Below are 24,659 nucleotides of genomic sequence, written 5' to 3' on the forward strand. Positions count from 1 at the left end.
GGCCTAGCTCTGCGCCTGCTTCGACGCCACGAAGCATCCATGGTCGCGCGCCCAGAGCAGCGCTTCGCCACGGCTGTGGACATCCAGCTTGGCATAGATGGTCGCGACGTGATTGCGCACGGTGCTCAGCGCCACGCCGAGTTCCTTCGCGATCTCCTTGTCCGAATGCCCCCGGCACAGCGAATCGAAGACGTCGCGTTCACGCTTCGTCAAATCCCCGAGTTCTGCGGAGTTGCCGGCGCGCTTCACATTCGCCAGCTTCTCGATGAGCGATCGGCTGAACCAGGAGGCGTCCTGCATCACCGTCTCGATGGCGCTGACCAGTTCGAGTTCGGAGCGCTTGCGATCGGTGATGTCCAGCCACGCGAGAAGCACGCAATCCTGGCCGTTGATGGTGACCGTCTCGGCCGACACCAGCGCGTCGATCGCATCGCCCTCCTTGCGGCCGATCCTGAAATCGGCGTTCCTCACGCTGCCGCCCGGAGCGAGCCGCTGCGCGATCTTCGATGGGACTTCGCCCGGCCAGACCCCGGCCTCCTCGCCGGCCCGTCCCACGACGTCCTCGCTCGCGTAGCCTGTGGCGGCGCTGAACGCCTCGTTGATGTCCAGGAAGACCAGGTCCTCCGCCCTGAGCACCGCGCTGGGCACGGGCAGCATGCGAAACGCCTTCTGGAACCGTTCCTCGCTCTGGCGCAGGGTGCTCTCGGCCTTGCGCCGCGGTTCCAGGTCCATGAAGGTGAAGAGCATGCAGGCCTCTTCACCGATGTCGATCGGCTGGCCCGCCACCACCACCGGCTTGTGGCCGCCATCGGGCAGCCGAAGCTCGGCCTCCATCTGCGGGATGGTACCGCCTTCACCGAGCCGCTCCACTGCCAGGTCGCGCCTGTCGGCATTCTCGAAAACATCGAGCTGGTACACCGAGCGCCCGATGACCTGCTCGCGCACGTAGCCGGTCATCTCCAGGAAGCCCTGGTTGACCTTGATGTAGCGCTGGTCGCTCAGCCGGCAGATCACGGCCGGCGCCGGGTTGGCATTGAAGGTCTTCTCGAAGCGGTTCTCGGCGCTGGCCCACTCGCTGGCGTCGTGCAGGATCAGCGCCAGGCAGTCGGGCTCGCCGTCGCTGTTGGTCAGCACCAGGCTGCGCACTCGGTGCACCCAGTTGACGCTGTCGTCGTGCGCCGGAAACACCTCCACGATCACGTCGCTGAAGCATTCGCCGGCGATCACGCGCTCGATGGGGTACTGGCCTTCCTGCAGCGGATGGTTGTTGCGATATCGCAGGCGAAACCGCTCGCGGTACTGCGTGACGTCGGCGCCCAGTTCGGCCACCTTGTCCACGCCGTGCATCTTCAGGGCCGCCTCGTTGGCCCAGACGATGCGCTGATCGGGCTCGATCAGCATCACACCCTCGGTGAGCCCGGTGATGATCTGCTGGAGCTGGCGCCTGTCGGTCTGGGTCTGTAGAACGCGATCGTTCATGGTGTAGGTCTTGATCGGCGGAAGTCCCGCATGCGCGCCATTACAACCCGGCTCGCGATGCGGGAGCTTGCGTTGCCTCGCGCGTCAGTCGCGCACGCTGCGCCGGCCCAGGAAGCCCGCGCCGCCCGACACCAGGACACCCAGCAGCAGCGCGATCACGCCGGCCCAGGCCGCATGGCTCACGCCCTTGGCCGCGGCATCACCGGCCTCGCGGGCCTTCTGCTCGGCTTGCTGCTTGAAGGCGTCGTACTTCGCCACCGCCTGGTTGAAGCTCTGCTCGTAGTTGTCGGCGATCTGCTGGGCTTCGGCGCGGCTCTTGCCGGTGCGCGCCGCAATGATGTTCACCAGCGCGTCCTTGTCCGCCGCATCGAGGCCGGGCTGCGCCTTCTGGCGCAGGCGATCGAAGAAGGCCGCGAGGTCGTCCGCCGATGTCTGCGGCGCGGTGGCCGCGTCGGCGGCGGTCGCCTTGCCGTCGCTGGCCGCCGCGCGGGCGTCGGCCTTCAGCTTGTCAGGGTCCAGCGCGGGCTTGCCGGTCTGGCGCAGCAGGGTTTCCAGCTGGGCGCGGGCGTCCGACATGTCGAAGCTGATCCCGTTCTTCTGCAGCTGGTCCTTCACGCCCGAAGCCAGCGTGGGCGCGGCGGCCGCCACGCCCTGGCCGGCGAGCGACAGGCCGGTGCTCGCCACACCCGAGGCCGCACCGATGACGCCGCCTGCGAGCATCGAGAGGGCATAGACCGTGACCAGGGTCGTCACCGCCCAGCACAGCACGCCATGCAGGATGCCCTTGCCCGGTGCCGAGCGCCCTGCGAAGAAGGCGCCCACGGCCAGCGCGATGAGCGTGGAGGCGCCGACCCACAGGCCGGTTCCCATGCCGAAGCCCGCGAGCGGATTGCGCTCGCGCAGCGCGTCGATGGAGCCGGTGCCCACGGCCGTGCCAAGCACGCCCGGAAACAGGTAAGTCGCCAGCGCGAGGAACAGGCCGACGAAGACCGCGCCCCAGGACACGCGCCCCCGATAGACCTCGGCGGAATGCGGCAGGAGCACCGTTGCAGTTGTGGTTGTCATGTTTTTCTCTCCCGTGGAATGCACGCGGCTCAGCGCTTGGCCCAGAGGGCGCCCAGGACGAAGCTCACGCTGGCGACCACCGCGAGGGTCGCGACGGGGTTGACCACCGCCGACTCACGCACCTGGTCGAGCACGGCGCCGTAGCCCTGCTGCGCCTTGCCGGCCACTTTCCTGGCCTTGCCTTCCAGCTGGGTCGCGGTGTCGCCGGTAGCGGCGCCGAATGCGTCCTGGACGCGGCCTGCGATGTTCTGCATCGTTCCTTCAGCTTTTTCAAACATGACTATTTCCTTCGTGGTGAGTTGATGTGGATGGGATATCGGTGAGCCACTGAACTACTTGCGCAGCTTGTCGGCGGCGTCCTTGGCCGCTTCCTGCGTCTTGCCGACGCCTTCCTGGGCCTTGCCGGCCAGCTTCTCGGCCGCGCCTTCAACCTCGAGGCGCTTGTTGCCGGTGACCTTGCCCAGCGCTTCCTTGACCGATCCCTTGACCTGCTTGAGATTGCCGTCGACCGTGTCCTTGTTCATCTCGTGATCTCCAAAGATTGCCTGTGCGGAATTGCCCGAGGCGTTCGCATCAGCAGCGAATGGAGAAATCGTAGATTCGCGAAGGGCTTCGAAACACAGACAGATGCACTAGAAGACGTAGTGCATTTGCCCCGATTCGGGACGTGACTCTTCAGCGAGCGTAGGACGACCGGCAGCCCATGCGTGGGAGCCACGCCCACGGCCGGTTTTGATGGCCCTACTTCGTGAGAGCGACGTATTGGGGACTGGTGCCGCCCGACGGAAACTGGACCGGGCTCGACAAGGCGCCGGTGACCGGATCGATGTCGAAGACCGAGACCGAGTCGGATATCTGGTTGGCGGTGTAGACACGGCGGCCGGTGCGGTCCACGCTGATCGACGTCGGCCCCGACCCTCCGGTGGCGAAGGGACTGCCGGCCAGCGGCGTCGGAACGCCGGTGCGTGCGTCGATGGCGAACGCCGACACGTTAGCAGCGTTGACGTTGGCGACGTAGACGAATCGCCCCGTCGGATCGATGCCGAGGCCGCGTCCGGCCATTCCGGTATCGGCCGAGGCAACCTGCGTCAGCGTGCCCGCCCGCGGATCGATGGCATACGCGATGAGCCTGGAAGGCGCCGGGTTGGGGGCTGTTGCCGCCACGTAGGCAAACCGTCCGGAGGGTTCCAGCGCAACGTTGAATGCCTGCAGTCCGACCGGCAGGACGACGCTCTGCACGGGCCCGCTCAATGCGCCGGAGGTCGCATCGATGGCGAGCACGTCGACGCTGCCATCGAGGTGCGGAAGGTACGCGAACCGGCTATCGCCATCGATGGCCATCCAGAAGTCGTTGGGCGAGCCACCGGTGGCGAAGGAAGTTGCCGCGCCAAGCTGCCCCGTGGCGCTGTCGATCGCGAACTGCACGACACTGCGGTTGCCCAGCACATAGGCGAAACGGCCCTGCGGTTCGATGGCAATGAACCTGGCGCTGTTGACGAAGACAGTCTGCACAAGCAGCAGCGCGCCAGTGCCCGGGTCGATCGAGAACACGAAGACGGTGCTGCTCAGCAAGCCGGCGACATACGCGTAGCGCCCCGAGGGGTCCACCGTCATGTGCTGCGGCGAGCTGCCTGCGGCCACCGTCGTGGGCGCCGGCAGCGAGCCGCCAGCGCCGATCTCGAATGCGCTCGCATTGTTCGAGCCTTCGTTGGGCGTGTAGGCGAAACGCGAAAGGCCGACGTCCGTGCAACGCACTTCGACGGACGTGACGTCGGACGCGCCCACGGTGCCGAACGCACCGTGCGCCACGCACGTCTGCGCCGCCGCGGGCTGCGTCTTCACGGTGACGCCATACCCGGCACCGCTGGCCACCGGCGTGGCGAAGCTGAAAGTGCCGTTGGCCGTGACCGTCAGGTCGTCGCCCGCATTGTTCTGCAGCACCACCCGGTCGCCGCCCGCAAGCTTCGTGACCTTGACACTCACATTGAACGCGGCAACCGAGCACACGACCGCGATGTTGCCCACGTCGGCCTCGCCCACCGTGCCCGCGCCGCGGTTGACCGTGCATGTCTGCGGCGGGTTGGCGGGTTGCTGCTTCACCGTGACTGCGTAGCTGGCGCCCTTGGCACGACGGTCCCCGAAAACGAAGCGGCCGTCCGCCGCGACCACCACGTCGGCCGAGCCGGCTTGCTGCAGCACCAGCCCGCTGCCCAGGAGGCCGCTGACGCTGCCGCCGACGGCGTACGTGGACGCCTGCTCCGCGGGCGTGCCGCCACTGCCAGCGCCCCCGATCGGCAGCGGGAAGGCCGAAAACCCGGACCCTCCGCCACCACCGCCGCCGCACGAGAGCACGGCGAGCGGCACCAGCAGCAGCGATGCCTTTCGCAAAAGACGCAAAGAGGTGGCGGCGCGGATGCTGCTGGTCAAAGGCATATCGACTTACTCTAAGAAACAATTGGCGCAACAATGTTACTTTAGTCGGCCGACGCGCAGGCGCTGCGTCAGCCGGGACCTGAATCTCGTCGAACATGCATGGCGCGTCGCCTGGACGCCTACCCTGCCAGCCATCAATTTGGGATAGTCGGGGTCCAATGAACGACACCCCGCCGCCGCCCCGCCCGCCGAGCCGCATGTTCCTGAGGAATGCCGGCGAACTCGGCGGCCTCATCGAAGGCTTCGACTGGTCCTCCACCGCGATCGGAGCGATCGACCGCTGGCCCTACGAGATGAAGTCGGTGCTCGCCTTCGTGCTGCGCAGTCCCACGCCGATCGTGACGCTCTGGGGCGACAGCGGCGTCATGATCTACAACGACGCCTACCGCCGATTCGCCGGCAACCGGCATCCCGCACTGCTCGGCAGCGACGTCCTCGAGGGGTGGCACGAGGTGGCCGATTTCAACGCCAACGTGCTGCAGAAGGTGTACCGGGAGGGCGGCACGCTTTCCTATCGGGACCAGGAGCTCACGCTCGTGCGCGACGGCACGCCGCGCGTGCTGTGGGCCGATCTCGAATACTCGCCGGCGCTCGATGAAGCGGGCGCGGTCCTCGGCGTGATCGCGATCGTCGTCGAGACGACCGAGCGTGTTCTGGCCGAGCGGCGAGCGGCGTCCGAACACGAGCGCGCCCGCGTGAACGCAGAACGCGTCCAGCTGGCGCTCAACGCGGGCGCGATCATCGGGGCGTGGTTCTGGGACCTGCCGAGCGACAGCTTCACCATCGACGAAGCATTTGCCAACAGCTTCGGCATCGACCCTGCGCTCGGGCGTACCGGGATTCCGCTCGCGCAGATCGTCGCCACGGTGCACCCGGACGACCGCGGCGGCCTGCTGGAAGCGATCGAGGCCGCCATTGCGCGCGGCGGGGCCTATGCGCACCAGTACCGCGTCAAGCGAAGGGACGGCCGCTACTACTGGGTCGAGGCCAACGGCCGTGTGGATCACGCCGACGACGGCACGCCGGCCAGTTTTCCGGGCGTGCTGATCGACGTCGAGGAGCGCCGGGCGGTCGAGGCCGAACGGGATCGCGCGATTGCGATGCTGCGCAATCTCAACGATCAGCTGGAGCAGCGGGTGATCGAGCGCACCTCGGAACTCATCCAGGCCGAGGAGGCGCTGCGCCAGGCGCAGAAGATGGAAGCCGTCGGCCAGCTGACCGGCGGCATTGCGCACGACTTCAACAACCTGCTGGCCGGCATCTCCGGCGCGCTGCAGCTGATCGGCATCCGTGTCGCGCAGGGCCGGCCCGACGACATCGAGCGCTACATGGGCGCGGCGCAAGGCGCCGTGAAACGCGCGGCGGCGCTCACGCACCGGCTGCTGGCGTTCTCGCGCCGGCAGACGCTCGATCCGAAACCGACCAACATCAACCGGCTGGTCGCCGGGATGGAGGAACTGGTGCGGCGCACCGTCGGCCCGGCGATCGAGCTGGAAGTGGTCGGCGCCGGGGGACTTTGGCCCGCGCTGGTCGATCCGTCACAGCTCGAGAACGCGCTGCTGAACCTCTGCATCAATGCGCGCGACGCGATGCCGGACGGCGGCCGTATCACCATCGAGACGGCGAACAAGTGGCTCGATCGACATGGCGCGCGCAGCCATGATCTTCCCGAGGGCCAGTATGTTTCCCTGTGCGTGACCGACACCGGCACCGGGATGACGCCCGAGGTCATGGAGCGGGCCATCGAGCCGTTCTTCACGACCAAGCCGCTGGGGCAGGGCACCGGCCTGGGCCTGTCGATGATCTACGGCTTCGCCAAGCAGTCGGGTGGCCAGGTCCGGCTCTACTCGGAGGTGGGCAAGGGCACCACCGTGTGCATCTATCTGCCCCGCCACCACACCGAGGGCGAAATCGACGACGACGGCGTGCAGGTGCGGCCCGCTCCACGCTCGGAGCAGGGCGAGACCGTGCTGGTGGTCGATGACGAACCGACCGTCCGGATGCTGGTCACCGAGGTGCTTCAGGAACTCGGCTACAGCGCGATCGAGGCGGCCGACAGCGTGGCGGGCCTGAAGATCCTCGAGTCGGACGTGCGCATCGACCTGCTGATCAGCGACGTGGGCCTGCCGGGCGGCATGAACGGTCGGCAGATGGCCGATGCGGCGCGCCGCACGCGCCCGGGCCTGAAGGTCCTGTTCGTCACGGGCTATGCCGAGAACGCGGCGGTGGGCAATGGACACCTCGAGCGCGGCATGGCCGTGATGACCAAGCCGTTTCCGATCGAAGCCTTGGCGGCGCGGGTGCAGGAGATGCTGGCGCAGCCCTGAGGCGATCACTCGGACGCACGCGGCGCGCTCAGGAAAACCAGGACCGAGCGGCCGGTCGCAAGATATTCCTCGAAGGTCTCGTTCGATGAACCGTTCGCGTCGTTGTTCGTTTCCATGGCCAGCGTCCAGGGTTCGCCGGGTGCGGGGGGAAGCTTGAAAGGCACCGCGTCCTGCCAGCCATTGAAGATGACGAGCGCGCTGGTGTCGTGCGCGGGCCGGTCGACCGCCGACACGGGCGCTCTGCCATCCAGAAGCAGCGCGAACGACCGCGTCTGCGTGTCTTCCCAGTGCGCGGGCGTCATCTCGTTGCCGTCGGGAGCGAACCAGGCGGCGTCCTTGGCGCCGCCCTCTCCTCCGAATGTCGCTCCCGTCAGGAAGCGATTGCGGCGCAGCACGGGGGTCTGCCTGCGAAGCGCCAGCAGCTTCTGCGTGAAGCCGCGCAATGCGCGAGCAGCGTCCGTGCCTGCGGCCTCCCAGTCCACCCACGAAATATCGTCGTCCTGGCAGTACGCGTTGTTGTTGCCCTTTTGCGTTCGCCCGAACTCATCACCGGCCAGCAGCATCGGCGTGCCTTGGGACAGGAACAGCGTGGCCAGCTGGTTTCGCTGCTGCCGCGCGCGCAGTGCAAGGATCTGGGGGTCGTCGGTGGGACCTTCGGCGCCGCAGTTCCAGCTGCGGTTGTCCGAATGGCCATCGCGGTTGTCTTCGCCGTTGGCTTCGTTGTGCCGCTCGTTGTAGCTCACGGTATCGGCCAGCGTGAACCCGTCGTGCGCGCTGATGAAGTTCACCGACGCCCAGGGGCGGCGGCCGCGGTTGTTGAAGCGGTCGGCACTGGCCGTGACGCAAGACGCCAGTTTGGGCGCCATGGCTTCATCGCCCTTCCAGAATGCACGCACCGTGTCGCGGAACTGGTCGTTCCACTCGGCCCATCCCGGCGGAAAGCCGCCGACCTGGTAGCCGCCCGGGCCGATGTCCCACGGCTCAGCGATGAGCTTCACGCTGGAGAGCACCGGATCCTGCCGGCAGCTCTTCAGGAAGCCGCCGCCTTCGTCGAAACCGTGCGGCTCGCGCGCCAGGATCGTGGCCAGGTCGAAGCGAAAGCCGTCCACGCGCATTTCGGTCACCCAGTACCGCAGGCTGTCCGTGACCATCTGCAGCACACGCGGATGGCTCAGGTTGACGGTGTTGCCGGTGCCCGTGTCGTTGATGTAGTAGCGCGGCTCGTTCGGCATCAGGCGGTAGTAGCTCGCGTTGTCGATGCCCTTGAAGGAAATGGTCGGGCCCAGTTCGTTGCCCTCGGGCGTGTGGTTGTAGACCACGTCGAGGATCACCTCGAGCCCCTGGCTGTGGAAACGGTCGACCATGTGCTTGAACTCGTCGATGTGCGGACCGTCCATGTAGCGCTGGTCCAGCGCGAAGAAGCCGATCGTGTCGTAGCCCCAGAAGTTGGTCAGTCCCTTGTCCGTCAGGAACGGCTGGTTCAGAAAATACTGGATCGGCAGCAGCTCGACGCTGGTGACGCCCAGCTCACGCATCCCGGCGATCACCGCATCCTGTGCCATGCCCGCAAAGGTGCCTCTGAGGTTCTCGGGAACGCCCGGGTGGCGCATCGTGAAGCCGCGCACATGGGTTTCATAGAACACCGTGTCGCTCCAGGGCACCATCGGTCCCTGGGGCTGCGACCACGCGAACTTCGAATCCACGACCACGCATTTCGGCATGAAGGGCGCGCTGTCGCGCTCGTCGAAGCTCAGGTCGCCGTCCGGGTGGCCCACGGTGTAGCCGAACAGCTCGGGGCCCCATTTGAGCTCGCCCATGTGGGCCTTGGCATAGGGATCGAGCAGGAGCTTGTGGTGATTGAAGCGGTGGCCCTTCTCCGGCTCATAGGGGCCATGAACACGCAGGCCATAGCGCGCGCCGGGCTGCAGGCCCGGGATGAAGCCGTGCCACACCTCGTCGGTGTATTCCGGCAGGGTGACACAGCCCAGTTCCTTTTCACCGGCCTCGTCGTAGATGCAGACGTCGACCCGGGTCGCATGCGCCGAAAAGACTGCGAAGTTGACCCCGTCGTCTCGGTACGTGGCCCCAAGCGGATAAGCATGGCCCTCCTCCGCAGAATATGTGGCGTTGGCGTCGGAAGCAGTGGACATGTCGGCGTACCCGAGTTTCAGAGGGTGAGAGCGTCACCGTACGGCCCGGCAACGGGCATCGGATAGACCGCTGAGCAAACGTAGGACCACATGGATGCGGTCCAGTTAGTACAAAAGCCCGAGCCGGCACCCCCCGAAAATCAAGGTTTTCAACAAAAGGAAAGTCGATGAACAAACCCGCCCGAATGCTCATGCTTGCTGGCGCTGTCGCGCTGTTGATTGGCGCGTTCCTCGCCTTTGCTGGCGGGCCGCCCGGGGCGGATGCCGCGCTGGAAGCGAAATGCCGCGCGAACATGACGGCCCGCAACGCGGACGCCGCCTTGCTCGCCCAGTGCAAGGAAGCAGCCTTCGCGACCGCGATGACCGCGACCGACGCCAACGCGGCAGCCAGGGCGATCAGCGCGGCCAACAACAGCGAGATCGGCGGCAACGCCTTGGCCATGTTCCTCATGGGCTTTGGCGTTGTGCTGCTGCTGGTCGGGTTCGCGAAGGCGCGAAAGGGCCAGGACCGGCTTTCCTGATCGCCCGCGCCGATCAGGCCCGTGGCGGGTCGTTCTCGCGGCCGAACTGGCGTGGGCCGCCCACGGCCGTGATGAAAGCGGTGATGGCATCGTCCACACTGGCGGCGTCGGCCAGGATCAGCCCCGGGTCTGGCTCCCCCTCGGGCATCGTCAGCGGGATCTGTGCTTGAGCGAGCAGAGCTTCCGACGCGCCGAGCGCCAGGATGGTCTTGCAGTGCCAGTACTGGTCGCGCAGGAATTCGAGCGTGTGCGCGTCAGCGTCGAGCGCCTCCACGGCCTGCGCGCCATCGGGCAGCACGAGCGCGTCGAAGAGGAAGCCCGGGGAGTTTTCCATGGTCGCATCGACCGCGAACTTCTCTCCGCCGGCGCCCACGCAGGTGCCAAGCCGCGCACCCACGAGCCGCGGCACCGCACCCTCGGCCACCAGCGCTGCAATCACCTTCTCCAGCGACGCGCCTTCCACGCCGTTGGCCACCAGCACCGCCACCTTGCGCGTGCGGATGCCGCCGTCACCCGGGCGTGCCGTCAGCGACAGCGCGGGCGACTGTTCCACCTCAGGCGTGGCGGGCGTTTCCAGCGCCTTCGGCATCGGTGCCGGAAGCTCCATGCCGAGGTCCTGCGCCAGGCGCTGCGCCAGGTCGGGCGCGGCGTTCATCAGCATGGAGACCACCCGCTCACGAATGGCGGGCACCGTGACCTTCGACAGCTCGAAGCGGAACGCATTGCCGATGTGGGCCTGCTCCACTTCGGTCTGGCTCTCGAAGAACAGCCGCGCCTGCGTGTAGTGGTCCGCGAACTTCTCGGGCTTGATGCGCACCTTGTCCGCGCTCTCCTTGGCGTCGACGCGCCGTGCCACGCTCATGAAGCCCTGCGCCGCGCCGGCCTGGAACGGGCAGCCGCCGGCCAGCGAGTTGGGCTCGTAGGCCACGCGTCCGCGATGGATGGCCTGGCGGTGCATGCCGTCGCGCTGGTTGTTGTGCACCTGCGCGATCGGCGCATTGATCGGCAGCTCGTGGAAATTCGGGCCGCCCAGGCGGCTGATCTGCGTGTCCACGTAAGAGTGGATGCGCCCCGCCAGCAGCGGGTCGTTCGTGAAGTCGATGCCGGGGACGACGTGCGCCGTGCAGAAAGCCACCTGCTCGGTCTCCGCGAAGAAGTTGTCGGGGTTCCGGTTGAGCACCAGGCGCCCGACGATCTGCACCGGCACGAGCTCTTCGGGAATCAGCTTGGTGGCATCCAGGATGTCGAAGCTGAACTGCTCGGCCTGCTCCTCGGTGAAGATCTGCAGGCCGAGCTCCCACTCGGGATATTCGCCTGCGTCGATGGCCTCCCACAGGTCGCGCCGATGAAAGTCGGGATCCGCGCCGGAGATCTTCACGGCCTCCTCCCACACCAGCGAATGCGTGCCCAGCTTGGGCTGCCAGTGGAACTTCACCAGCACGCTCTCGCCGGCGTCGTTGACGAGGCGGAAGGTGTGCACCCCGAAGCCCTGCATCATGCGGTAGCTGCGCGGAATGGCGCGGTCGCTCATCTGCCACATGAGCATGTGCGTCGACTCGGGCATCAGCGAGACGAAGTCCCAGAAGGTGTCGTGCGCGCTCGCGGCCTGCGGCATCTGGTGGTGCGGCTCCGGCTTCACCGCGTGCACGAGGTCGGGGAACTTCATCGCATCCTGGATGAAGAACACCGGCATGTTGTTGCCGACCAGGTCCCAGTTGCCCTCGTCGGTGTAGAACTTCACGGCGAAGCCGCGCACGTCGCGCGCGGTGTCCTTGGAGCCGCGCTCGCCGGCCACCGTCGAGAAGCGCACGAACACCGGCGTGACCTTGCCCGCCTCCTTGAAGGGCGCGGCCTTGGTGTACTGCGTGAGCGGCTCGTAGCACTCGAAGAAGCCGTGCGCGCCGGAACCGCGTGCATGCACGATGCGCTCGGGAATGCGTTCGTGGTCGAAGTGCGTGAGCTTCTCGCGCAGGATGAAGTCTTCGAGCAGCACCGGCCCGCGCGCGCCCGCCTTGAGCGAGTTCTGGTTGTCGGCGATGTGCACGCCCTGGTTGGTCGTGAGCACCTGGCCGCTCGAATCGACGCGCACGCGATCGAGCGTGCCGATGGTCGCGTTGAGCGCCTCCGGCGCCACGGCGCCGGTCTTGTCCGACGCATTGGCTTCGGACAGCGTGCTGGCGCCAGGCAGGCGCGAAGGCGGCGCCACTGTCACGCCTGCCGGTGTCGACTGCGCGTTGGCCTCGCCGTGCTCGAGCGGTTTGTTGACGTTCGCGGTCATGCCGCTGGCCAGCGCCTGCGTGTCGATCGCGCGCTGCGCGGGCGCGTCGCCCTTGCCGGCGGCTGCGGGCGCCGGGCTCGCGGGCCCGCTGTCGGTGTTGCGTGCCGCGGCGCGTGCCGCGAGGATTTCGGCTGCGCTTGAAGCTGCCGCCTTGACTGGGGGTTTTTTGGGCATGGTTGACTCGTGAAGTGAGCGGGCGATGCTGTGCGTGCATCCGGAGCCTCCATGTAGGAGGCCGCCGCACGGCGCGCGGTAAGCGCGCTGACGCGGTGCGCACGCGCCGTGTCTACGATGGACCGATGACCCCGCCCGACGAGGAAGCACCTCCCACCCCCCCTGCGAACGGTGCGCGGGCTTCCGCGACGCCCGTCGACCCTGCACGGGCTGCGATCCTGCTCTGGCAGCAGTCGCCGGACATCGCGTTCGCCGTGCTCGACACGGCGGGCACGATCACCGCCTGGCAAGGTGCCGCTGCGGCGCTCTTCGGCTATGCCGAAGACGACATCGTGGGGCAGCCCATCGATGTGTTGTTCGTGGCCGAGGACCGCGCCCTGGGCCTGCCCGCGCTCGAGCGCCAGGTCGCGGTTTCCGCGAACCGCTCGGAAGACGACCGCTGGCATCTGCGCAAGGACGGGGCGCGCATCTGGGTCACCGGCAGCATGGTCGCGCTGCGGGAACAGGGCGTGCATGTCGGGTTCGTGAAGGTGATGGCGGACCGCACCAACCTGCGCGCGCAGATCGAGACCACGGAGAACCGGCTGCAGGGCGCGCACGATGCGATCCATGGCCGCGACGCGTTCTTCGGCCGGCTGGTGCACGAAGTGCGCAACGCCCTCGGGCCGATGGGCATGGCCGCCGAGATCATGGCCAGGAAGGGGCTGGTGACCGATGAACTGGCCACGCCCGCGGGCGTGGTCAATCACCAGATCATCCTGCTGGAGCGGATGATGAAAGACCTGGCCGAGGTGGTGCGCTTCGGCGCAGGCAAGCTCAGCCTGAGCAAGACGCGCTTCGACCTCGGGGCGGAGATCGAGAAGATCGCGGCCGTCGTGCTCTCGGAGGCGAACAAGAAGCAGCACGTGGTCTCGGTGCTGGTGCCGCCCGTTCCCGTGCCGGTGGTGGCGGACCGGCAGCGGGTTCACCAGATCGTGTTCAACCTTCTTCACAACGCCATCAAGTACACCCCGCCGGGCGGCAGCATCTGGCTGCGCTGCACGGTCGAGATCGACCATGCGGTGATCAGGGTGGAGGACACCGGCATCGGCATCGATCCGTCCCTGCTGCCGGTGATCTTCGAGCTGTTCACCCAGGAGAATCCGCAGCACTCCGAAGGCGGCTTCGGCGTCGGGCTGTCGCTGGTCAGGGATCTGGTCCACGCGCATGGCGGCTTCGTGGACGTGCGCTGCGACGGCAAGGGCCACGGCAGCGAGTTCAGCGTTCGCCTTCCGCTGAACCCGGGCGACGACGCCTGATCGTCGGGTGTCCCGGGCCGCGCGGCACCTGCGGTCGGCGGCGCAACGAACTCCAATCTCATACAGCCAGTGCTGAAGTGCGCCTACGCCGCGGCATCCCCGTGCGCTCGAATCTTCAGACGTGCACGGCCCTCGACGGCGCTTGGCCGGCACCTCTGAACACCAGCACACAGGAGAACGACATGAGCGATACCCCCGTCAGCGGTTCCGGCGACGGAACCCGCCCCGCCACCAGCGGCGGCGTCGACAACATGGGAGCGGGCAAGAGCTTCACCGGCAGGAAGACCGCCGCCGGCGAGGACGTGTCCGGTCCCGGTCCGACCGAGCGCATGCAGGACAAGCGCAAGAACGTGGCCGCCACGAAGCGGGACGACTCCGCGGCGTTCGGCCTGACCGAGGACCTGACGCCGGCGCCCAATCGCGAGCCCGGTGCAGGCCAAGGCAACGCGCCGGATGACGCGCCCGGCGAAGTCTCGCGCGAGGAAGCGATCCGCCGCGCCGCCTACGACGCCTACCAGCGGCGTGAGCGAGAAGGCGGCGGCGCCGGCAGCGAAGAGCAGGACTGGCTGCAGGCCGAACAGGAAATCGACCGGAAGGCGAACGCCTCCAACCCGACGCGAGGAACCTGACCATGGCGACCAGCAGCATCCTGGGCGGCGAACGCCCGCCCCTCGACCCCAAGGGAACCGACGAAGAAAGCCTGGGCCCCAGCGACTCGAGCGACAGCGGCAGCGATGCCCTGGGCACGGGCGACCACGCGGCCAACGAAGGTGGCGAGGCCGGCTTCGAGGAAGCCACCAACGCGGACATCCTGCCCGACCGGGTGGGCGTGTTTCCCGATGACGCCTTCGAAGCGTCGACCTCCATCGACGACCCCGATGCGGCTCGCGCCGACGAGCTTGCGGCCGAAGGCGAGCAGGACGCAGGGGATGAGGGGGACGACAGCGACGCCGAGGAAATCTGATGGCAGGCCATACGAAGGCGAAGGGCATCCACGGCAGCGTGCGGCAGGTATTGCACGGCGTCTTCGGCCACCGGGATCTGCGCCGCGGCCAGGCCGAGGTGATCGAGCGCGTCATGGCAGGCTTGCCGACACTCGCCGTGATGCCCACGGGCGCGGGCAAGTCGCTGTGCTACCAATTGCCCGCGCTGCTGCTCGAGGGCAAGACAGTGGTGGTGTCGCCGCTCATCGCGCTCATGAAAGACCAGTGCGACCGGATGCGGCAGCTGGGCATCCACGCGGTGCAGGTCAACAGCGCGCTCGGCGCCGAGGAAGTTGCGCAGGCCGAGCGCGACATCGCCGACGGCAGCGCGCGGATCGTGCTGACGACGCCCGAGCGGCTGGCGGAGCCCGATTTCCTCGGACGCATGGGTGCGCATCCGACGGCGCTGGTCGTCGTGGACGAGGCGCATTGCATTTCGCAGTGGGGGCACGATTTTCGCCCCGCCTTCCTGGAGATCGGACCGTCCATCAAGGCTCTGCGCAGCCCGGCCGTGCTGGCGCTGACGGCCACGGCCGGCGCGGAGGTGGTCGCCGACGTGATGAAGCAGCTGGGCATTCCCCGCACGGGCCTGGTCGATACGGGCGCCTACCGCGACAACCTGCAGTTTGCGGTCGAGCAACTGGCCGACGAGGACGAGCGTTTGCGCCGCACCGTCGAGCTGGTGGCGCAGGAGTCAGGCAGCGGCATCGTGTATGCCGCGACGGTGAAGGCCGCCCAGCGCACCTTCGATGCGCTGAAGGCACGCGACGTGGCCGCGGCGCTATATCACGGCAAGCTCGGTTCGCGCGAGCGCACCGCTGCGCAGGAGGCCTTCATGGCGGGCGAGGTGCGGGTCATGGTGGCCACCAATGCGTTCGGCATGGGCATCGACAAGCCCGACATCCGCTTCGTGCTGCATGGCCAGATGCCCTCGAGCCTGCACGCGTACTACCAGGAAGCCGGACGCGCCGGGCGCGACGGCGAGCGCGCGCGCTGCACCCTGCTCTTCCACGCCAAGGACCGGACGGTGCAGCAGTTCTTTCTTGCCGGCAAGTATCCGCAGCTCGAGGACCTCGACGCGATCCACCGGCAATTGCTGGCGTCACCGCCCGATCCCGCGGGCTGGACGGCCGCCCGCCTGCTCGACGCGCTGGAGCAGCCACGCACCCGGCTGCAGGCCGGCATCGCGCTGCTCAAGCAGGCACAGGTGCTCAGGGCCGACCGGCGCGCACGCCTGTCGGTGCGCAAGACCGAGATCACCGACGCCGACCTGCGCGCCTTGCTCGAGACCTACACGCAGCGGCGCGTGCAGGACCGCGAGACGCTCGAACGCATGGTGGCGTACGCGCAGTCCGGCCAGTGCCGATGGCAGATGCTACTGGGCGATCTGGACGAGTCCGCGCGCATGCGGCGCTGCGGCACGTGCGACAACTGCCGGCGCATTGCGGCGCATGAGGCGGCCATGGCCCAACCCATCGTCGTGAGCGCCGGCAACGTGCAACAGGCCTCGCCGGCGCTGTCGGCCTTTTGCGCCGGCGACGCCGTGAAGGTCCGGCGCTTCGGCCGGGGCACGGTGGTGGCGTCGGACGGCAGCTCGGTCACGGTGGGGTTCGACGACGGAAGCGAACGCTGCTTTCATCCGGACTATGTGACGGCCCTGCGCCGGTCCGTGGCGCGCGCCGCCGCCGCCGTGCGGAAGTCGCTGCCGGCATGCGCGCAGGCGGCCTGACGCCGGCCACTTCACCAGGAGATCAGGGGTGAACGATGCAGCCAGGCGTCGCTGTTCACCTGGTCCAGCACGAAGCGTGCGGCGTCCGCCCTCGCGATGGTTCCGCCGTGGAAGCCGGAGAGATCCGTGAAGACACGCACCACCGGTCCGGAGGCCTTGTCGTTGAGCACCGACGGCCGCACCAGCACCCAGTCCAGCTCGCTTTGCCGCACCAGCGCTTCCTGCCTGTTCTTGTCGTCGTAGACCTTGCGCAACAGCGCGGGAAAGATCAGCCGGTCGAAGAAGAAGCCGCCGTGCCCGGCGCTGTCCCCGGCACCCATGCCGGTGATGCAGACGAGCCGGCTGACGCTTTCCGCGCGCATGGCGCCGACGAGGGCACGCGTTGCGGCCGAGAGCAGGGTCACCTCCCGCAGCGGGCTGGCCGGCGTGCCCAGCGCACTGACGACGGCATCCCTGCCCTCGAGGGCGGTGCGCAACGCCCGTTCGTCGCGGGCGTCCCCGAAAGTGAGCGTTGCGCCCTCCAGCCCGGTCGCCTTCTCGGGCGAGCGCACCAGCGCGTGGACGTCATGCCCGCGTGCCAGCGCCTGCTGGACGATCAGCCGGCCCGTGCCGCCGGTGGCGCCGAGCACCAGGACGCTCCGGCGGCGGGCCTGGGCCGCGGCGTCGCGCATCGCCTGCTCGCGGCCAGGGACCGTCTCTGTGGCGGATGGATAGATCATGGTGGGATCCTTTCGTGTGCGTGTGCGTGGGTGGCCGGCGCGGCGCTCAGGCCGCCGCGCAGACCTCGGAGGCGAAATCGCGGTACGAGCGCAGGGGACGCCCCAGCAGCGCGGTGAGGCGCTCCACGTCGCCGGCCTCGGGGATCATTCCCTCCGACAGGAAGCGTTCGCTCATGAGGCGCATGTCGTAGGCCATCCAGCCCGGCATGAAGTTCAGCAGGTTCTTCTCGAAGGCGGCCGTGTCGTCGCCGCCGTAGGCAATCGGGCGACCCGACACGGCCGACCACAGGCCGGCGACATCGGCGCCCGTCAGCGTGTCGGGGCCCACCAGGTTGATGCGCTGCAGCGGCAGCGGTTGCGACGCGTCGCGCCGCAGCAGTTCGATGGCGGCGATCTGCGCGATGTCGCGCGTGTCGATCATCGCGAGCCCCTTGCCGCCGACCGGCATCGGATAGACGCCATGCCCGAGCACGACATCCTTGACCGTGAGGTCGTTCTGCATGAAGTAAGCCGGGCGCAGGATGGTGGCGCCGAAGCCCATCTGCTCGAGCATGCGCTCCACCCCGAACTTGCCCGCGAAATGGGGAACGTTGAGGTACTTGTCGCTGTGGATCACCGACAGGTAGACGACGCGCGCGATCCCCGCCTCGCGCGCCAGGTTGAGCGTGACGAGTGCCTGCGTGAATTCGTCGGGCACGACGCCGTTGAGCAGGAACAGAGTCGACACCCCCGCCAGGGCGCGGCGCGTTGCCTGCACGTCCAGCAGGTCGCCCTGCACGACCTCCACGCCGGCCGGGAACGCGACCTTGGAAGGATCGCGCACGAGCGCACGCACCGCGGCGCCGCGGTCGACGAGATGTTGGACGACCTGGCGGCCGATGGCGCCGCTGGCGCCGGTGATGAGGATGGTCATGGAAGAACTCCGGTTCGTTGAAGGAGCCTCGATCTTCAAAGTTCCATCGATGGACCGATAGCCCATATATTTGGACACCTCGTCTCACTGATGGAACACATGGACTTCCTCGCCCTCACCGACTTCAACCTGGTGGCGCGTCACGGCGGCTTCGGGCGCGCGGCCCGGGAATCCGGGCGGCCCAAGGCGACCCTTTCCCGCCGCGTCGCCGACCTGGAAAGCGCGCTCGACCTGCGGCTGTTCGAGAGGGGTGCGCGCACCCTGAAGCTCACCGAGGAAGGCCGCGCCCTCCACGAGCGGACATCGGTATTGCTGACCGAACTCGACGAAACCGCGGCGCAGATCGCCTCTGGCGGCGGAGCGCCGCGCGGCAGGCTGAGGGTGAGCGCGCCGCTGCTTTTCTCGCAAGCCGCGATGGGCAAGCTCGCCGCCAGCTTCGCCCTGAAATACAGGGACGTGCACCTGGAGGTCACCACCGAGGACCGGCCGGTCGACATGGTCGAAGAGGGTTACGACCTGGTGATCCGCGTGAACCCGGACCCTGATGCGCGACTGGTGGGCCGAATCTTCCTGCGTGACCGGCTCGTGGTGGTGGCGAGCCCGGCGCTCGCCCGCCCGAAGGGCACCGCGGCCGCCCCGGCCGTGATGCGCGCGGGCGGGGCGGCGGCCTCGCATTCGAGCTGGGAGGTGGCCGCCGCGTCCGGCAGGCGGCGCATCGCCGTGGAACCTGTGCTGCGCCTGTCCTCGTTGTTCATGGTTCGCGACGCTGTCAGGGCTGGCGTGGGAACCGCGCAGCTGCCGCTGTCGCTGGTCGCTCAGGACCTGAGCGCCGGCAGACTGGTGCACTGGGGCGACGTCGAAGGGCCCGAAATCGCACTGTGGGTGCTCTATCCGTCGCGCAGGCTGCTGAGCCCGCGCGTTTCAGCATTCCTGGACTTCCTGAAAGAGGCATTTCCCGCCGGCACGCCCGACGAGCTGGCGTCCTTCATCGATTGAGGCTCGGGCACGGCGGCGTCGCGGTGCGACGAGAGAGTCAGACCTCCTTCAGCGACGAAAGCTTCACCGGTCCGTCCTGGCTCGCGAAGGTCGGAGCGCCGCCTTCGGCGTTCTGTTGCTGCTGGCTCACGCCGGTGATGCGGTGCCCCTCCGTGTCGTACTGCCTGACCGTGCCATTCTGTTTCACGACCAGCCGCCGCTGCTGCGCGAAGAAGGCGTAGCTCACGCCGTTCTGGCTGCCGGTGCTCGAGGGGTCGGACAGGCCGCCGGGCCACCAGCTGCTGTCCGGCGGCTCCATCGGCTTCATGGGGGCCATGTTCTTCATGGGCTTCATGGGCTTCATGGGCTTCATCGGTTCCATTTCGCTCTCCTGCTTCATGTCGACAACTTGTCGAGATGCCATTGGGCAATTCGCGGCTCGCACCGTGTGTCGGGGCGCATGTGGAACGCCTGTAGGTGGGCCCGCTTCGGCGCCTCTTGCGGGCGGGCTTCATGAAGGCCGCCTACACCCCAGCCGCTTGTCGCCTGACGCGGCCTCCTTGACCGCGAATCTACCTTCAGGGCTCACATCGTCGATTCCACCAGAACAGCAACACCATTGAGGGCCCCACCATGATCGGCATCGTCATCCCGGCGCACAACGAAGAGCAGGTCATTCGCGATTGCCTGGCGGCCACGCGGCTGGCCGCGCGACATCCGGCACTCATGGGCGAGCCGGTGGAAACGATCGTGGTGCTCGACGACTGCACCGACGCGACCGGCGTGCTCGCCGCGAACGCCGGTGCCGCGACCGTGAGCGTGCGAGCGCGCAACGTGGGCCTGGCCCGCGCCGTGGGCGCGCAGGTCATGCTGTCGCGCGCGGCGAGATGGCTGGCCTTCACCGACGCGGACACCCTGGTTTCCGAAGAGTGGCTGGCCAGCCAGCTGTCGTTGCAGGCCGACGTGGTCTGCGGCACGGTGTGCGTGCAGGACTGGTCTCCCCACGGATGCCATGCCGATCTGCTGCAGGCGCACTTCCAGCAGACGTATTTCGATCGCGAGGACCACCGCCATGTGCACGGCGCGAACCTCGGCGTGTCTGCCGAGGCCTACCGCAGCGTGGGCGGCTTCAGGCACCTGGCATGCAGCGAAGATACCGAGCTCGTCGATGCGCTGGTCAAGGCGGGTCGGCGCGTCGCATGGAGTTCGCGGCCACGCGTGGTGACCAGCGCGCGCACCGATGCGCGGGCGCCGGGCGGATTCGCGGGCGCGTTGCTGAACGCCGTGGCGCAGCGCATCGCCGAAGTCGCGGCCGTGCCGCTGCTGGCAACGCCCGCTGCCGCTGCCGCGCAACCTGCCTGAGCGGCTTCGCCAGCCATGTCGCCGCCAGCCCCTGCCCGGCTGGCAGGCCGTCTCACATGCGGTGCCATCGGACTCCTACAACGGCTCGACACCCTGACCCTAGGCTGACTTCAACGGCCTTCGTCAGGTCGATCAACAGGGTTAGGAACATGCCTGTCACTGCGTTCCTCGTCGAGGACAACCAAGTCATTCGAGACAACCTCATTCCGACCATCGAGAGCCTGTCCGCCGCGCGTGTGGGCGGCTTCGCGGAGACCGAAGCCGAAGCCATGGCGTGGCTCGAAGCACACGATGCCCACTGGGACGTTGCCGTCGTGGACCTCTTCCTGCGTGAAGGCTCGGGCCTCAACGTCGTCGACCGCTGCCGGGCACGGCTGCCGCACCAGCGGGTCGTCATCTTCTCGAACTATGCGACCGAGGAAGTACGTCGCCGCGCGTTGCTGCTGGGAGCGGATGCGGTCTTCGACAAGTCGACCGAGATCGACGGACTGCTGGATTTTCTCGAGCAGTTGAACAGGCTCTAGCGCTCGGCACCCTCGCGCCCTTGCCGGCTTGAACGATGGCATGCTCGCTGCCCATGAGCCATACGGATCGAATTCTTTGCGCTTTGTTGGCTGTGTGCGCGCTGTCGGGCTGCGACGTGTCTACGGCACCGGCCGCACCGCCGGCACTGAGCCCCGAAGCCGTCTTCACGCGTGACGCGCCCGCCGGGCAGGTGTTCCAAGGCCGCCTCGCCGGCGCGCCCGCGCATTTCCTGGTCCATGACTGCGAGGTGTTCCAGGTCGAATACCTCGCGGGCCGCGAGGTCCGTTGGACAAGCGTCCTCAAGCCCGACCCCTATCCGTTCTGGACCTCCTGCGAACGGCAGTCGCTGTCTTTCGATGGCACCGCATTGACCGCGACGCTCGGGCGCCGGGCCTTCGGTGCCGGTGGCTGCTGCGCCACAGGCGGCACCTATCGCACGGTCGACGGCCGCAGCTGGAAGAAAGTCTGAGCCGGGCCGCCGTCACACCATCCCAAAAACATCCGTAGACCATCCATATGGATGGTGCTAGGATGGCGCATGTCACCGACGACCGCGCCCAAACTCCCTCTCGCCAAAGCCCCCGAGTCCGAGAAGATCACCATCAACATGGGCTTCGTGGACCTCGGCCACATCGACCTGCTGGTGGCCGAGGGGTTCTACTCGAACCGCACGGATTTCATCCGCACGGCGATCCGCACCCACCTGGCGTCGCATGCCGACGCGCTGCGCCAGGCGGTGTCGAGAAAGACGCTGGTGCTGGGCTTGCAGAGCTTCTCGGCGGCGGATCTCGAGGCCGTGCGCGCCGCAGGCGAGATGCTGCAGATCCGCGTGCTCGGCCTGGCCGTGATCGCGCCGGACGTGACCCCCGCACTGGCCCTGGCGACCATCGAATCGCTGACCGTGCTCGGCGCATTCCACGCTCCACCCGCGGTGAAAGCCGCGCTGGCGGGGCGTGTCCATTGACCTCACCGGTACCTCACGGGCCCACACCATGAATCCACTTTTCTCCGGCCTGATGAACGAAGCCGCCGAGCTCACGCGCACCGGGCAGCTGGCCAAGGCCACCGAAGCCATCCAGCGCGCGCTGCGCGGGGAAGCGAACGCGCGACCCGCAGCGCCAGCGACGGGTCCCGACGACGCCGACGTGATCGATGTCGAGGCGCGAGTGATCGAGCGCGAGCGGCCTGCACACACCCCGCCGCCGCGCGAGGAGCAAGGCGAGGCGGACGTATGGACCCGAGCCTCTTTCGCCCACAAGGGCCGAAGCATCGACTACATGCTCTTCGTGCCGAAGCGCGCCGCCGGCGAAGCCGCCACGCCGCGCCCGGTGGTGCTGATGCTGCACGGCTGCACGCAGTCGGCGGCCGACTTCGCAGCCGGCACGCAAATGAACGAGCACGCACGCGGCAGCGGCGCGATCGTGGTCTACGCCGAGCAGACGCAACGCGCGCACGGCCAGAAGTGCTGGAACTGGTTCAAGACACCGCACCAGCAGCGCGGGCGCGGCGAGCCGGAGCTGCTGGCCGCGCTCACGCAGCACGTCGTCGCGCAGCAGGACGCGGACCGCCTGCGCGTGTACGTCGCCGGCCTGTCGGCGGGCGGTGCCATGGCCGACATCCTCGGGCATTGCTACCCGGACATCTATGCGGCCATCGGCGTGCACTCGGGCCTGCCGCATGGCGCGGCGCACGACATGATGAGCGCGCTGAACGCCATGCGCTCGGGGCCCGCGGCCAGCGGGTCCGGTCCCGACATGTCCTCGCCGCCGACCATTGTTTTTCATGGCGACGCCGACACCACGGTGCATGCGAGCAACGGCCTGGCCATCGTGGCGGGCGCGGCGCCCGGGGCGGTCGACGAAGGCCGTTCGCCGGCAGGCCGGCGCTACACCCGCACGCTCTACGCCGCATCGCCCGGTCGCGGGCAGGCGGAGCATTGGCGCCTGCACGGCGCGGGCCACGCCTGGTCGGGGGGCAGTGCGCAAGGCAGCTACACGCAGCCCGACGGCGTCGATGCAAGCCGGGAGATGCTGCGCTTCTTCCTCGGCCAGCGGCTGGCGCGGTAAAAGCCCCGGCAGAAAGACGCCAGACTGCCCATGAAAAATGCCCTCCGGGCTCAAGCCGGGAGGGCATTTTTCGGGGACCGCTGCAGGCTATTTACACAGCGTGCAGGCGAATCCCCGATGTCGCTGAAACAAATCAGCTCTTCATGGCCTTGATGTCGGCCTTGGCCTTGTCGTGATCGGCCTTGGCCTGGTTCACGCAGGCGCTCTTGGCATCGCCGGACTGGTCGTCGCACTTTTCCTTGGCCACTTCGTAGTTCATGGTGGCGGTCTCTTCGGCGACCTTCTTGGCGTGGCTGGCGCTCGGCTTGTAGTCCTGCTCCAGTTGGGCCTTGGCGACGTTTTCAGTGCCCTTGGCTTCCTTCATGCACACGTCCTTGGCGTTGTCCTTCAACGCGTCGCACTTGGCCTTGGCCACCTTGTAGTCGGCCGAGATCTTTTCCTTGGCGACCTTGTATTGATCCTTCGTCATGCCGTCGGCTGCGTTGGCAGCGGTCATGGCGAAGCAGGAAGAAGCGATGGCGAGAACGAGAAGATGTTTTTTCATGGGAATGTCCCTCACGGAGTTGATTGATCTGCGGAGTGCACTGTGCGTCTCCGGTGAAATCAATGTAGGAAATCGGAAAGACCTTCCGGGTAGGACGACGCCTTCAAGCGGGCTAGGTCGTTGCCATTCGCGCGCGCAGGCAGGAAGTGCACATGGGCCTGCCGCCATCTCCCGCAGCCTCAGATGAACGGCACGCCGCCCGTGACAGGTATGGTCGCGCCCGAGATGTAGCTCGCCTGGTCGGAGGCCAGCAGCACATACACGGCCTGCAGCTCCGCCGGCTGGCCGGGACGCTTCATCGGCGTCTGCTTGCCGAACTCCTTGACCTTCTCCGGCGGCATGGTGGAGGGAATCAGCGGCGTCCAGAAGGGCCCCGGCGCCACGCAATTCACGCGGATGCCTTTCTCCGCGAGCAGCTGCGCCATGCCGCCCGACATGTTCTGGATGGCGCCCTTGGTCGCGGCGTAGGCGACGAGCGTGGCATTGGGCTTGTCCGCGTTGACCGACGCGGTACTGATGATCGCGCTGCCCGGCCGCATGTGTGCCGAGGCAGCCTTGCAAAGGAAGAAGTTGGCGTAGACGTTGGTGCGGAAGGTGCGGTCGAACTCTTCGGCCGTGATCTCGCCCAGGTCCTTGTGGCTCATCTGGAACGCGGCGTTGTTCACCAGCACGTCGAGCTTGCCGAAGCGCTCGATGGCGGTCGCGACGAGCCGGTTGCAATGCGCCTCCTCGCAGATGTCGCCGGGCACGGCCACGCACACCCGGCCTTCGCGCTCGATGAGCTGCTTGCACACCTGTGCGTCGGATTCTTCGTCGGCCAGGTACGAGATCAGCACGTCGGCGCCCTCCCGCGCGAAGGCAAGCGCCACGGCACGGCCGATGCCGCTGTCACCACCGGTGATCAGCGCAGCCTTGCCCTGCAGCTTGCCGCTGCCGACATAGGAAGACTCGCCGAAGTCGGGCCGCGGCTCCATCTTCGACTCGAGTCCGGGCGGCGATTGTTCGGGTGTGTGGAAAGGCGGTCGGGGACCGGCGTGCAGTGGATCCGTCATGGTGTGCTCCTTCGGGGGGTGTGAATCAGGCGTGTCTGCCGTTCAAATTACCCGCCGAGGAACACG

General features: G+C 67.7%; 24 protein-coding genes. 12 read left to right on the forward strand and 12 right to left on the reverse strand.

Annotated elements, in window-relative coordinates:
• Positions 1-3: 3 nt before the first annotated feature.
• From QRN67_RS16010 to QRN67_RS16030, 5 genes are all read right to left on the reverse strand, one after another.
• The gene (locus QRN67_RS16010) at positions 4-1,479 is read right to left on the reverse strand and encodes a helix-turn-helix transcriptional regulator (protein WP_285412568.1); all 1,476 of its coding nucleotides are present in this window, start codon (positions 1,477-1,479) and stop codon (positions 4-6) included.
• Positions 1,480-1,563: 84 nt separating this feature from the next.
• Entirely contained in the window at positions 1,564-2,544 is a 981-nt protein-coding gene (locus QRN67_RS16015) for a hypothetical protein (protein WP_285412569.1), read from the reverse strand.
• A gap of 29 nt (positions 2,545-2,573) precedes the next feature.
• A complete protein-coding gene (locus QRN67_RS16020) occupies positions 2,574-2,822 on the reverse strand; it encodes a CsbD family protein (protein ID WP_285412570.1) in 249 nt (82 codons plus the stop codon).
• A 54-nt stretch (positions 2,823-2,876) separates the two neighbouring features.
• Positions 2,877-3,068, reverse strand: a complete 192-nt coding sequence (locus QRN67_RS16025; RefSeq protein ID WP_081271009.1) for a CsbD family protein — start codon at positions 3,066-3,068, stop codon at positions 2,877-2,879.
• A gap of 217 nt (positions 3,069-3,285) precedes the next feature.
• Complete coding sequence (locus QRN67_RS16030; RefSeq protein ID WP_285412572.1) at positions 3,286-4,977, reverse strand: lactonase family protein; 1,692 nt, start codon at positions 4,975-4,977, stop codon at positions 3,286-3,288.
• Positions 4,978-5,174: 197 nt separating this feature from the next.
• Here QRN67_RS16030 and QRN67_RS16035 point away from each other — a divergent pair, with 197 nt between their 5' ends.
• Positions 5,175-7,304: an ATP-binding protein gene (locus QRN67_RS16035; RefSeq protein ID WP_285412573.1), complete on the forward strand. Its 2,130-nt coding sequence runs from the start codon at positions 5,175-5,177 to the stop codon at positions 7,302-7,304.
• 5 nt (positions 7,305-7,309) lie between these two features.
• Here QRN67_RS16035 and glgX read toward each other — a convergent pair whose 3' ends face one another.
• Positions 7,310-9,454: a glycogen debranching protein GlgX gene (gene glgX, locus QRN67_RS16040; protein ID WP_285412575.1), complete on the reverse strand. Its 2,145-nt coding sequence runs from the start codon at positions 9,452-9,454 to the stop codon at positions 7,310-7,312.
• Positions 9,455-9,621: 167 nt separating this feature from the next.
• Here glgX and QRN67_RS16045 point away from each other — a divergent pair, with 167 nt between their 5' ends.
• Positions 9,622-9,975, forward strand: coding sequence for a hypothetical protein (locus QRN67_RS16045; protein WP_285412576.1), 354 nt, complete (start codon positions 9,622-9,624; stop codon positions 9,973-9,975).
• A 13-nt stretch (positions 9,976-9,988) separates the two neighbouring features.
• Here QRN67_RS16045 and QRN67_RS16050 read toward each other — a convergent pair whose 3' ends face one another.
• Positions 9,989-12,427 carry a catalase gene (locus tag QRN67_RS16050; protein WP_285412578.1) on the reverse strand — a complete coding sequence of 813 codons (2,439 nt, stop codon included), beginning with the start codon at positions 12,425-12,427 and terminating at the stop codon, positions 9,989-9,991.
• A gap of 125 nt (positions 12,428-12,552) precedes the next feature.
• On the opposite strand from QRN67_RS16050, the gene QRN67_RS16055 reads away from it, so the two are divergent.
• The 4 genes from QRN67_RS16055 (at position 12,553) to QRN67_RS16070 (ending at position 16,437) form a co-directional block, all read left to right on the forward strand.
• The gene (locus tag QRN67_RS16055) at positions 12,553-13,725 is read left to right on the forward strand and encodes a PAS domain-containing sensor histidine kinase (RefSeq protein ID WP_285412579.1); all 1,173 of its coding nucleotides are present in this window, start codon (positions 12,553-12,555) and stop codon (positions 13,723-13,725) included.
• A gap of 182 nt (positions 13,726-13,907) precedes the next feature.
• Complete coding sequence (locus QRN67_RS16060; protein ID WP_285412581.1) at positions 13,908-14,354, forward strand: DUF2934 domain-containing protein; 447 nt, start codon at positions 13,908-13,910, stop codon at positions 14,352-14,354.
• Between the two features lie 2 nt (positions 14,355-14,356).
• Positions 14,357-14,689 carry a hypothetical protein gene (locus QRN67_RS16065; protein ID WP_081271019.1) on the forward strand — a complete coding sequence of 111 codons (333 nt, stop codon included), beginning with the start codon at positions 14,357-14,359 and terminating at the stop codon, positions 14,687-14,689.
• Entirely contained in the window at positions 14,689-16,437 is a 1,749-nt protein-coding gene (locus tag QRN67_RS16070) for a RecQ family ATP-dependent DNA helicase (RefSeq protein WP_285412584.1), read from the forward strand. Before QRN67_RS16065 ends, QRN67_RS16070 begins: the two co-directional genes overlap by 1 nt.
• An 11-nt stretch (positions 16,438-16,448) precedes the next feature.
• On the opposite strand, the gene QRN67_RS16075 is transcribed toward QRN67_RS16070, so the two are convergent.
• The gene (locus tag QRN67_RS16075) at positions 16,449-17,156 is read right to left on the reverse strand and encodes an NAD(P)-dependent oxidoreductase (protein WP_285412586.1); all 708 of its coding nucleotides are present in this window, start codon (positions 17,154-17,156) and stop codon (positions 16,449-16,451) included.
• A 46-nt stretch (positions 17,157-17,202) separates the two neighbouring features.
• Positions 17,203-18,069 carry an SDR family oxidoreductase gene (locus tag QRN67_RS16080; protein ID WP_285412588.1) on the reverse strand — a complete coding sequence of 289 codons (867 nt, stop codon included), beginning with the start codon at positions 18,067-18,069 and terminating at the stop codon, positions 17,203-17,205.
• A gap of 99 nt (positions 18,070-18,168) precedes the next feature.
• Here QRN67_RS16080 and QRN67_RS16085 point away from each other — a divergent pair, with 99 nt between their 5' ends.
• Complete coding sequence (locus QRN67_RS16085) at positions 18,169-19,065, forward strand: LysR family transcriptional regulator (protein WP_285412590.1); 897 nt, start codon at positions 18,169-18,171, stop codon at positions 19,063-19,065.
• A gap of 37 nt (positions 19,066-19,102) precedes the next feature.
• Here QRN67_RS16085 and QRN67_RS16090 read toward each other — a convergent pair whose 3' ends face one another.
• On the reverse strand, positions 19,103-19,426 hold the full coding sequence (locus QRN67_RS16090) for a hypothetical protein (protein WP_285412592.1): 324 nt from the start codon (positions 19,424-19,426) through the stop codon (positions 19,103-19,105).
• A 251-nt stretch (positions 19,427-19,677) separates the two neighbouring features.
• Here QRN67_RS16090 and QRN67_RS16095 point away from each other — a divergent pair, with 251 nt between their 5' ends.
• The 5 genes from QRN67_RS16095 to QRN67_RS16115 all read left to right on the forward strand — a co-directional run bounded on the left by QRN67_RS16095 (position 19,678) and on the right by QRN67_RS16115 (position 22,997).
• The gene (locus QRN67_RS16095; RefSeq protein WP_285412594.1) at positions 19,678-20,406 is read left to right on the forward strand and encodes a glycosyltransferase family 2 protein; all 729 of its coding nucleotides are present in this window, start codon (positions 19,678-19,680) and stop codon (positions 20,404-20,406) included.
• Between the two features lie 149 nt (positions 20,407-20,555).
• A complete protein-coding gene (locus QRN67_RS16100) occupies positions 20,556-20,930 on the forward strand; it encodes a response regulator (RefSeq protein ID WP_285412596.1) in 375 nt (124 codons plus the stop codon).
• A gap of 53 nt (positions 20,931-20,983) precedes the next feature.
• Entirely contained in the window at positions 20,984-21,400 is a 417-nt protein-coding gene (locus QRN67_RS16105; protein WP_285412598.1) for a hypothetical protein, read from the forward strand.
• A 69-nt stretch (positions 21,401-21,469) separates the two neighbouring features.
• On the forward strand, positions 21,470-21,895 hold the full coding sequence (locus QRN67_RS16110) for a ribbon-helix-helix domain-containing protein (RefSeq protein ID WP_285412600.1): 426 nt from the start codon (positions 21,470-21,472) through the stop codon (positions 21,893-21,895).
• Positions 21,896-21,923: 28 nt separating this feature from the next.
• A complete protein-coding gene (locus tag QRN67_RS16115; protein ID WP_285412602.1) occupies positions 21,924-22,997 on the forward strand; it encodes an extracellular catalytic domain type 1 short-chain-length polyhydroxyalkanoate depolymerase in 1,074 nt (357 codons plus the stop codon).
• A 133-nt stretch (positions 22,998-23,130) separates the two neighbouring features.
• Here QRN67_RS16115 and QRN67_RS16120 read toward each other — a convergent pair whose 3' ends face one another.
• Entirely contained in the window at positions 23,131-23,541 is a 411-nt protein-coding gene (locus QRN67_RS16120; protein WP_081271026.1) for a hypothetical protein, read from the reverse strand.
• Positions 23,542-23,720: 179 nt separating this feature from the next.
• On the reverse strand, positions 23,721-24,593 hold the full coding sequence (locus QRN67_RS16125) for a glucose 1-dehydrogenase (RefSeq protein ID WP_106937920.1): 873 nt from the start codon (positions 24,591-24,593) through the stop codon (positions 23,721-23,723).
• Positions 24,594-24,659: the final 66 nt, after the last annotated feature.

Origin of the sequence: Variovorax sp. efr-133-TYG-130, assembly GCF_030208835.1 — a bacterium.
In the GTDB taxonomy this organism is placed as follows: domain Bacteria; phylum Pseudomonadota; class Gammaproteobacteria; order Burkholderiales; family Burkholderiaceae_C; genus Variovorax.

What these genes read in the sequence shown, in the direction of transcription:
- QRN67_RS16020 (WP_285412570.1), bottom strand. Translation starts at nt 2,822, where the DNA reads ATGTTTGAAAAAGCTGAAGGAACGATGCAGAACATCGCAGGCCGCGTC.
- QRN67_RS16085 (WP_285412590.1), top strand. Translation starts at nt 18,169, where the DNA reads ATGGACTTCCTCGCCCTCACCGACTTCAACCTGGTGGCGCGTCACGGC.
- QRN67_RS16010 (WP_285412568.1), bottom strand. Translation starts at nt 1,479, where the DNA reads ATGAACGATCGCGTTCTACAGACCCAGACCGACAGGCGCCAGCTCCAG.
- QRN67_RS16115 (WP_285412602.1), top strand. Translation starts at nt 21,924, where the DNA reads ATGAATCCACTTTTCTCCGGCCTGATGAACGAAGCCGCCGAGCTCACG.
- QRN67_RS16125 (WP_106937920.1), bottom strand. Translation starts at nt 24,593, where the DNA reads ATGACGGATCCACTGCACGCCGGTCCCCGACCGCCTTTCCACACACCC.
- QRN67_RS16060 (WP_285412581.1), top strand. Translation starts at nt 13,908, where the DNA reads ATGAGCGATACCCCCGTCAGCGGTTCCGGCGACGGAACCCGCCCCGCC.
- QRN67_RS16055 (WP_285412579.1), top strand. Translation starts at nt 12,553, where the DNA reads ATGACCCCGCCCGACGAGGAAGCACCTCCCACCCCCCCTGCGAACGGT.
- QRN67_RS16025 (WP_081271009.1), bottom strand. Translation starts at nt 3,068, where the DNA reads ATGAACAAGGACACGGTCGACGGCAATCTCAAGCAGGTCAAGGGATCG.
- QRN67_RS16030 (WP_285412572.1), bottom strand. Translation starts at nt 4,977, where the DNA reads ATGCCTTTGACCAGCAGCATCCGCGCCGCCACCTCTTTGCGTCTTTTG.
- QRN67_RS16100 (WP_285412596.1), top strand. Translation starts at nt 20,556, where the DNA reads ATGCCTGTCACTGCGTTCCTCGTCGAGGACAACCAAGTCATTCGAGAC.
- QRN67_RS16045 (WP_285412576.1), top strand. Translation starts at nt 9,622, where the DNA reads ATGAACAAACCCGCCCGAATGCTCATGCTTGCTGGCGCTGTCGCGCTG.
- QRN67_RS16015 (WP_285412569.1), bottom strand. Translation starts at nt 2,544, where the DNA reads ATGACAACCACAACTGCAACGGTGCTCCTGCCGCATTCCGCCGAGGTC.
- QRN67_RS16110 (WP_285412600.1), top strand. Translation starts at nt 21,470, where the DNA reads ATGTCACCGACGACCGCGCCCAAACTCCCTCTCGCCAAAGCCCCCGAG.
- QRN67_RS16120 (WP_081271026.1), bottom strand. Translation starts at nt 23,541, where the DNA reads ATGAAAAAACATCTTCTCGTTCTCGCCATCGCTTCTTCCTGCTTCGCC.
- QRN67_RS16105 (WP_285412598.1), top strand. Translation starts at nt 20,984, where the DNA reads ATGAGCCATACGGATCGAATTCTTTGCGCTTTGTTGGCTGTGTGCGCG.
- QRN67_RS16095 (WP_285412594.1), top strand. Translation starts at nt 19,678, where the DNA reads ATGATCGGCATCGTCATCCCGGCGCACAACGAAGAGCAGGTCATTCGC.
- glgX (WP_285412575.1), bottom strand. Translation starts at nt 9,454, where the DNA reads ATGTCCACTGCTTCCGACGCCAACGCCACATATTCTGCGGAGGAGGGC.
- QRN67_RS16070 (WP_285412584.1), top strand. Translation starts at nt 14,689, where the DNA reads ATGGCAGGCCATACGAAGGCGAAGGGCATCCACGGCAGCGTGCGGCAG.
- QRN67_RS16050 (WP_285412578.1), bottom strand. Translation starts at nt 12,427, where the DNA reads ATGCCCAAAAAACCCCCAGTCAAGGCGGCAGCTTCAAGCGCAGCCGAA.
- QRN67_RS16090 (WP_285412592.1), bottom strand. Translation starts at nt 19,426, where the DNA reads ATGGAACCGATGAAGCCCATGAAGCCCATGAAGCCCATGAAGAACATG.
- QRN67_RS16080 (WP_285412588.1), bottom strand. Translation starts at nt 18,069, where the DNA reads ATGACCATCCTCATCACCGGCGCCAGCGGCGCCATCGGCCGCCAGGTC.
- QRN67_RS16035 (WP_285412573.1), top strand. Translation starts at nt 5,175, where the DNA reads ATGTTCCTGAGGAATGCCGGCGAACTCGGCGGCCTCATCGAAGGCTTC.
- QRN67_RS16065 (WP_081271019.1), top strand. Translation starts at nt 14,357, where the DNA reads ATGGCGACCAGCAGCATCCTGGGCGGCGAACGCCCGCCCCTCGACCCC.
- QRN67_RS16075 (WP_285412586.1), bottom strand. Translation starts at nt 17,156, where the DNA reads ATGATCTATCCATCCGCCACAGAGACGGTCCCTGGCCGCGAGCAGGCG.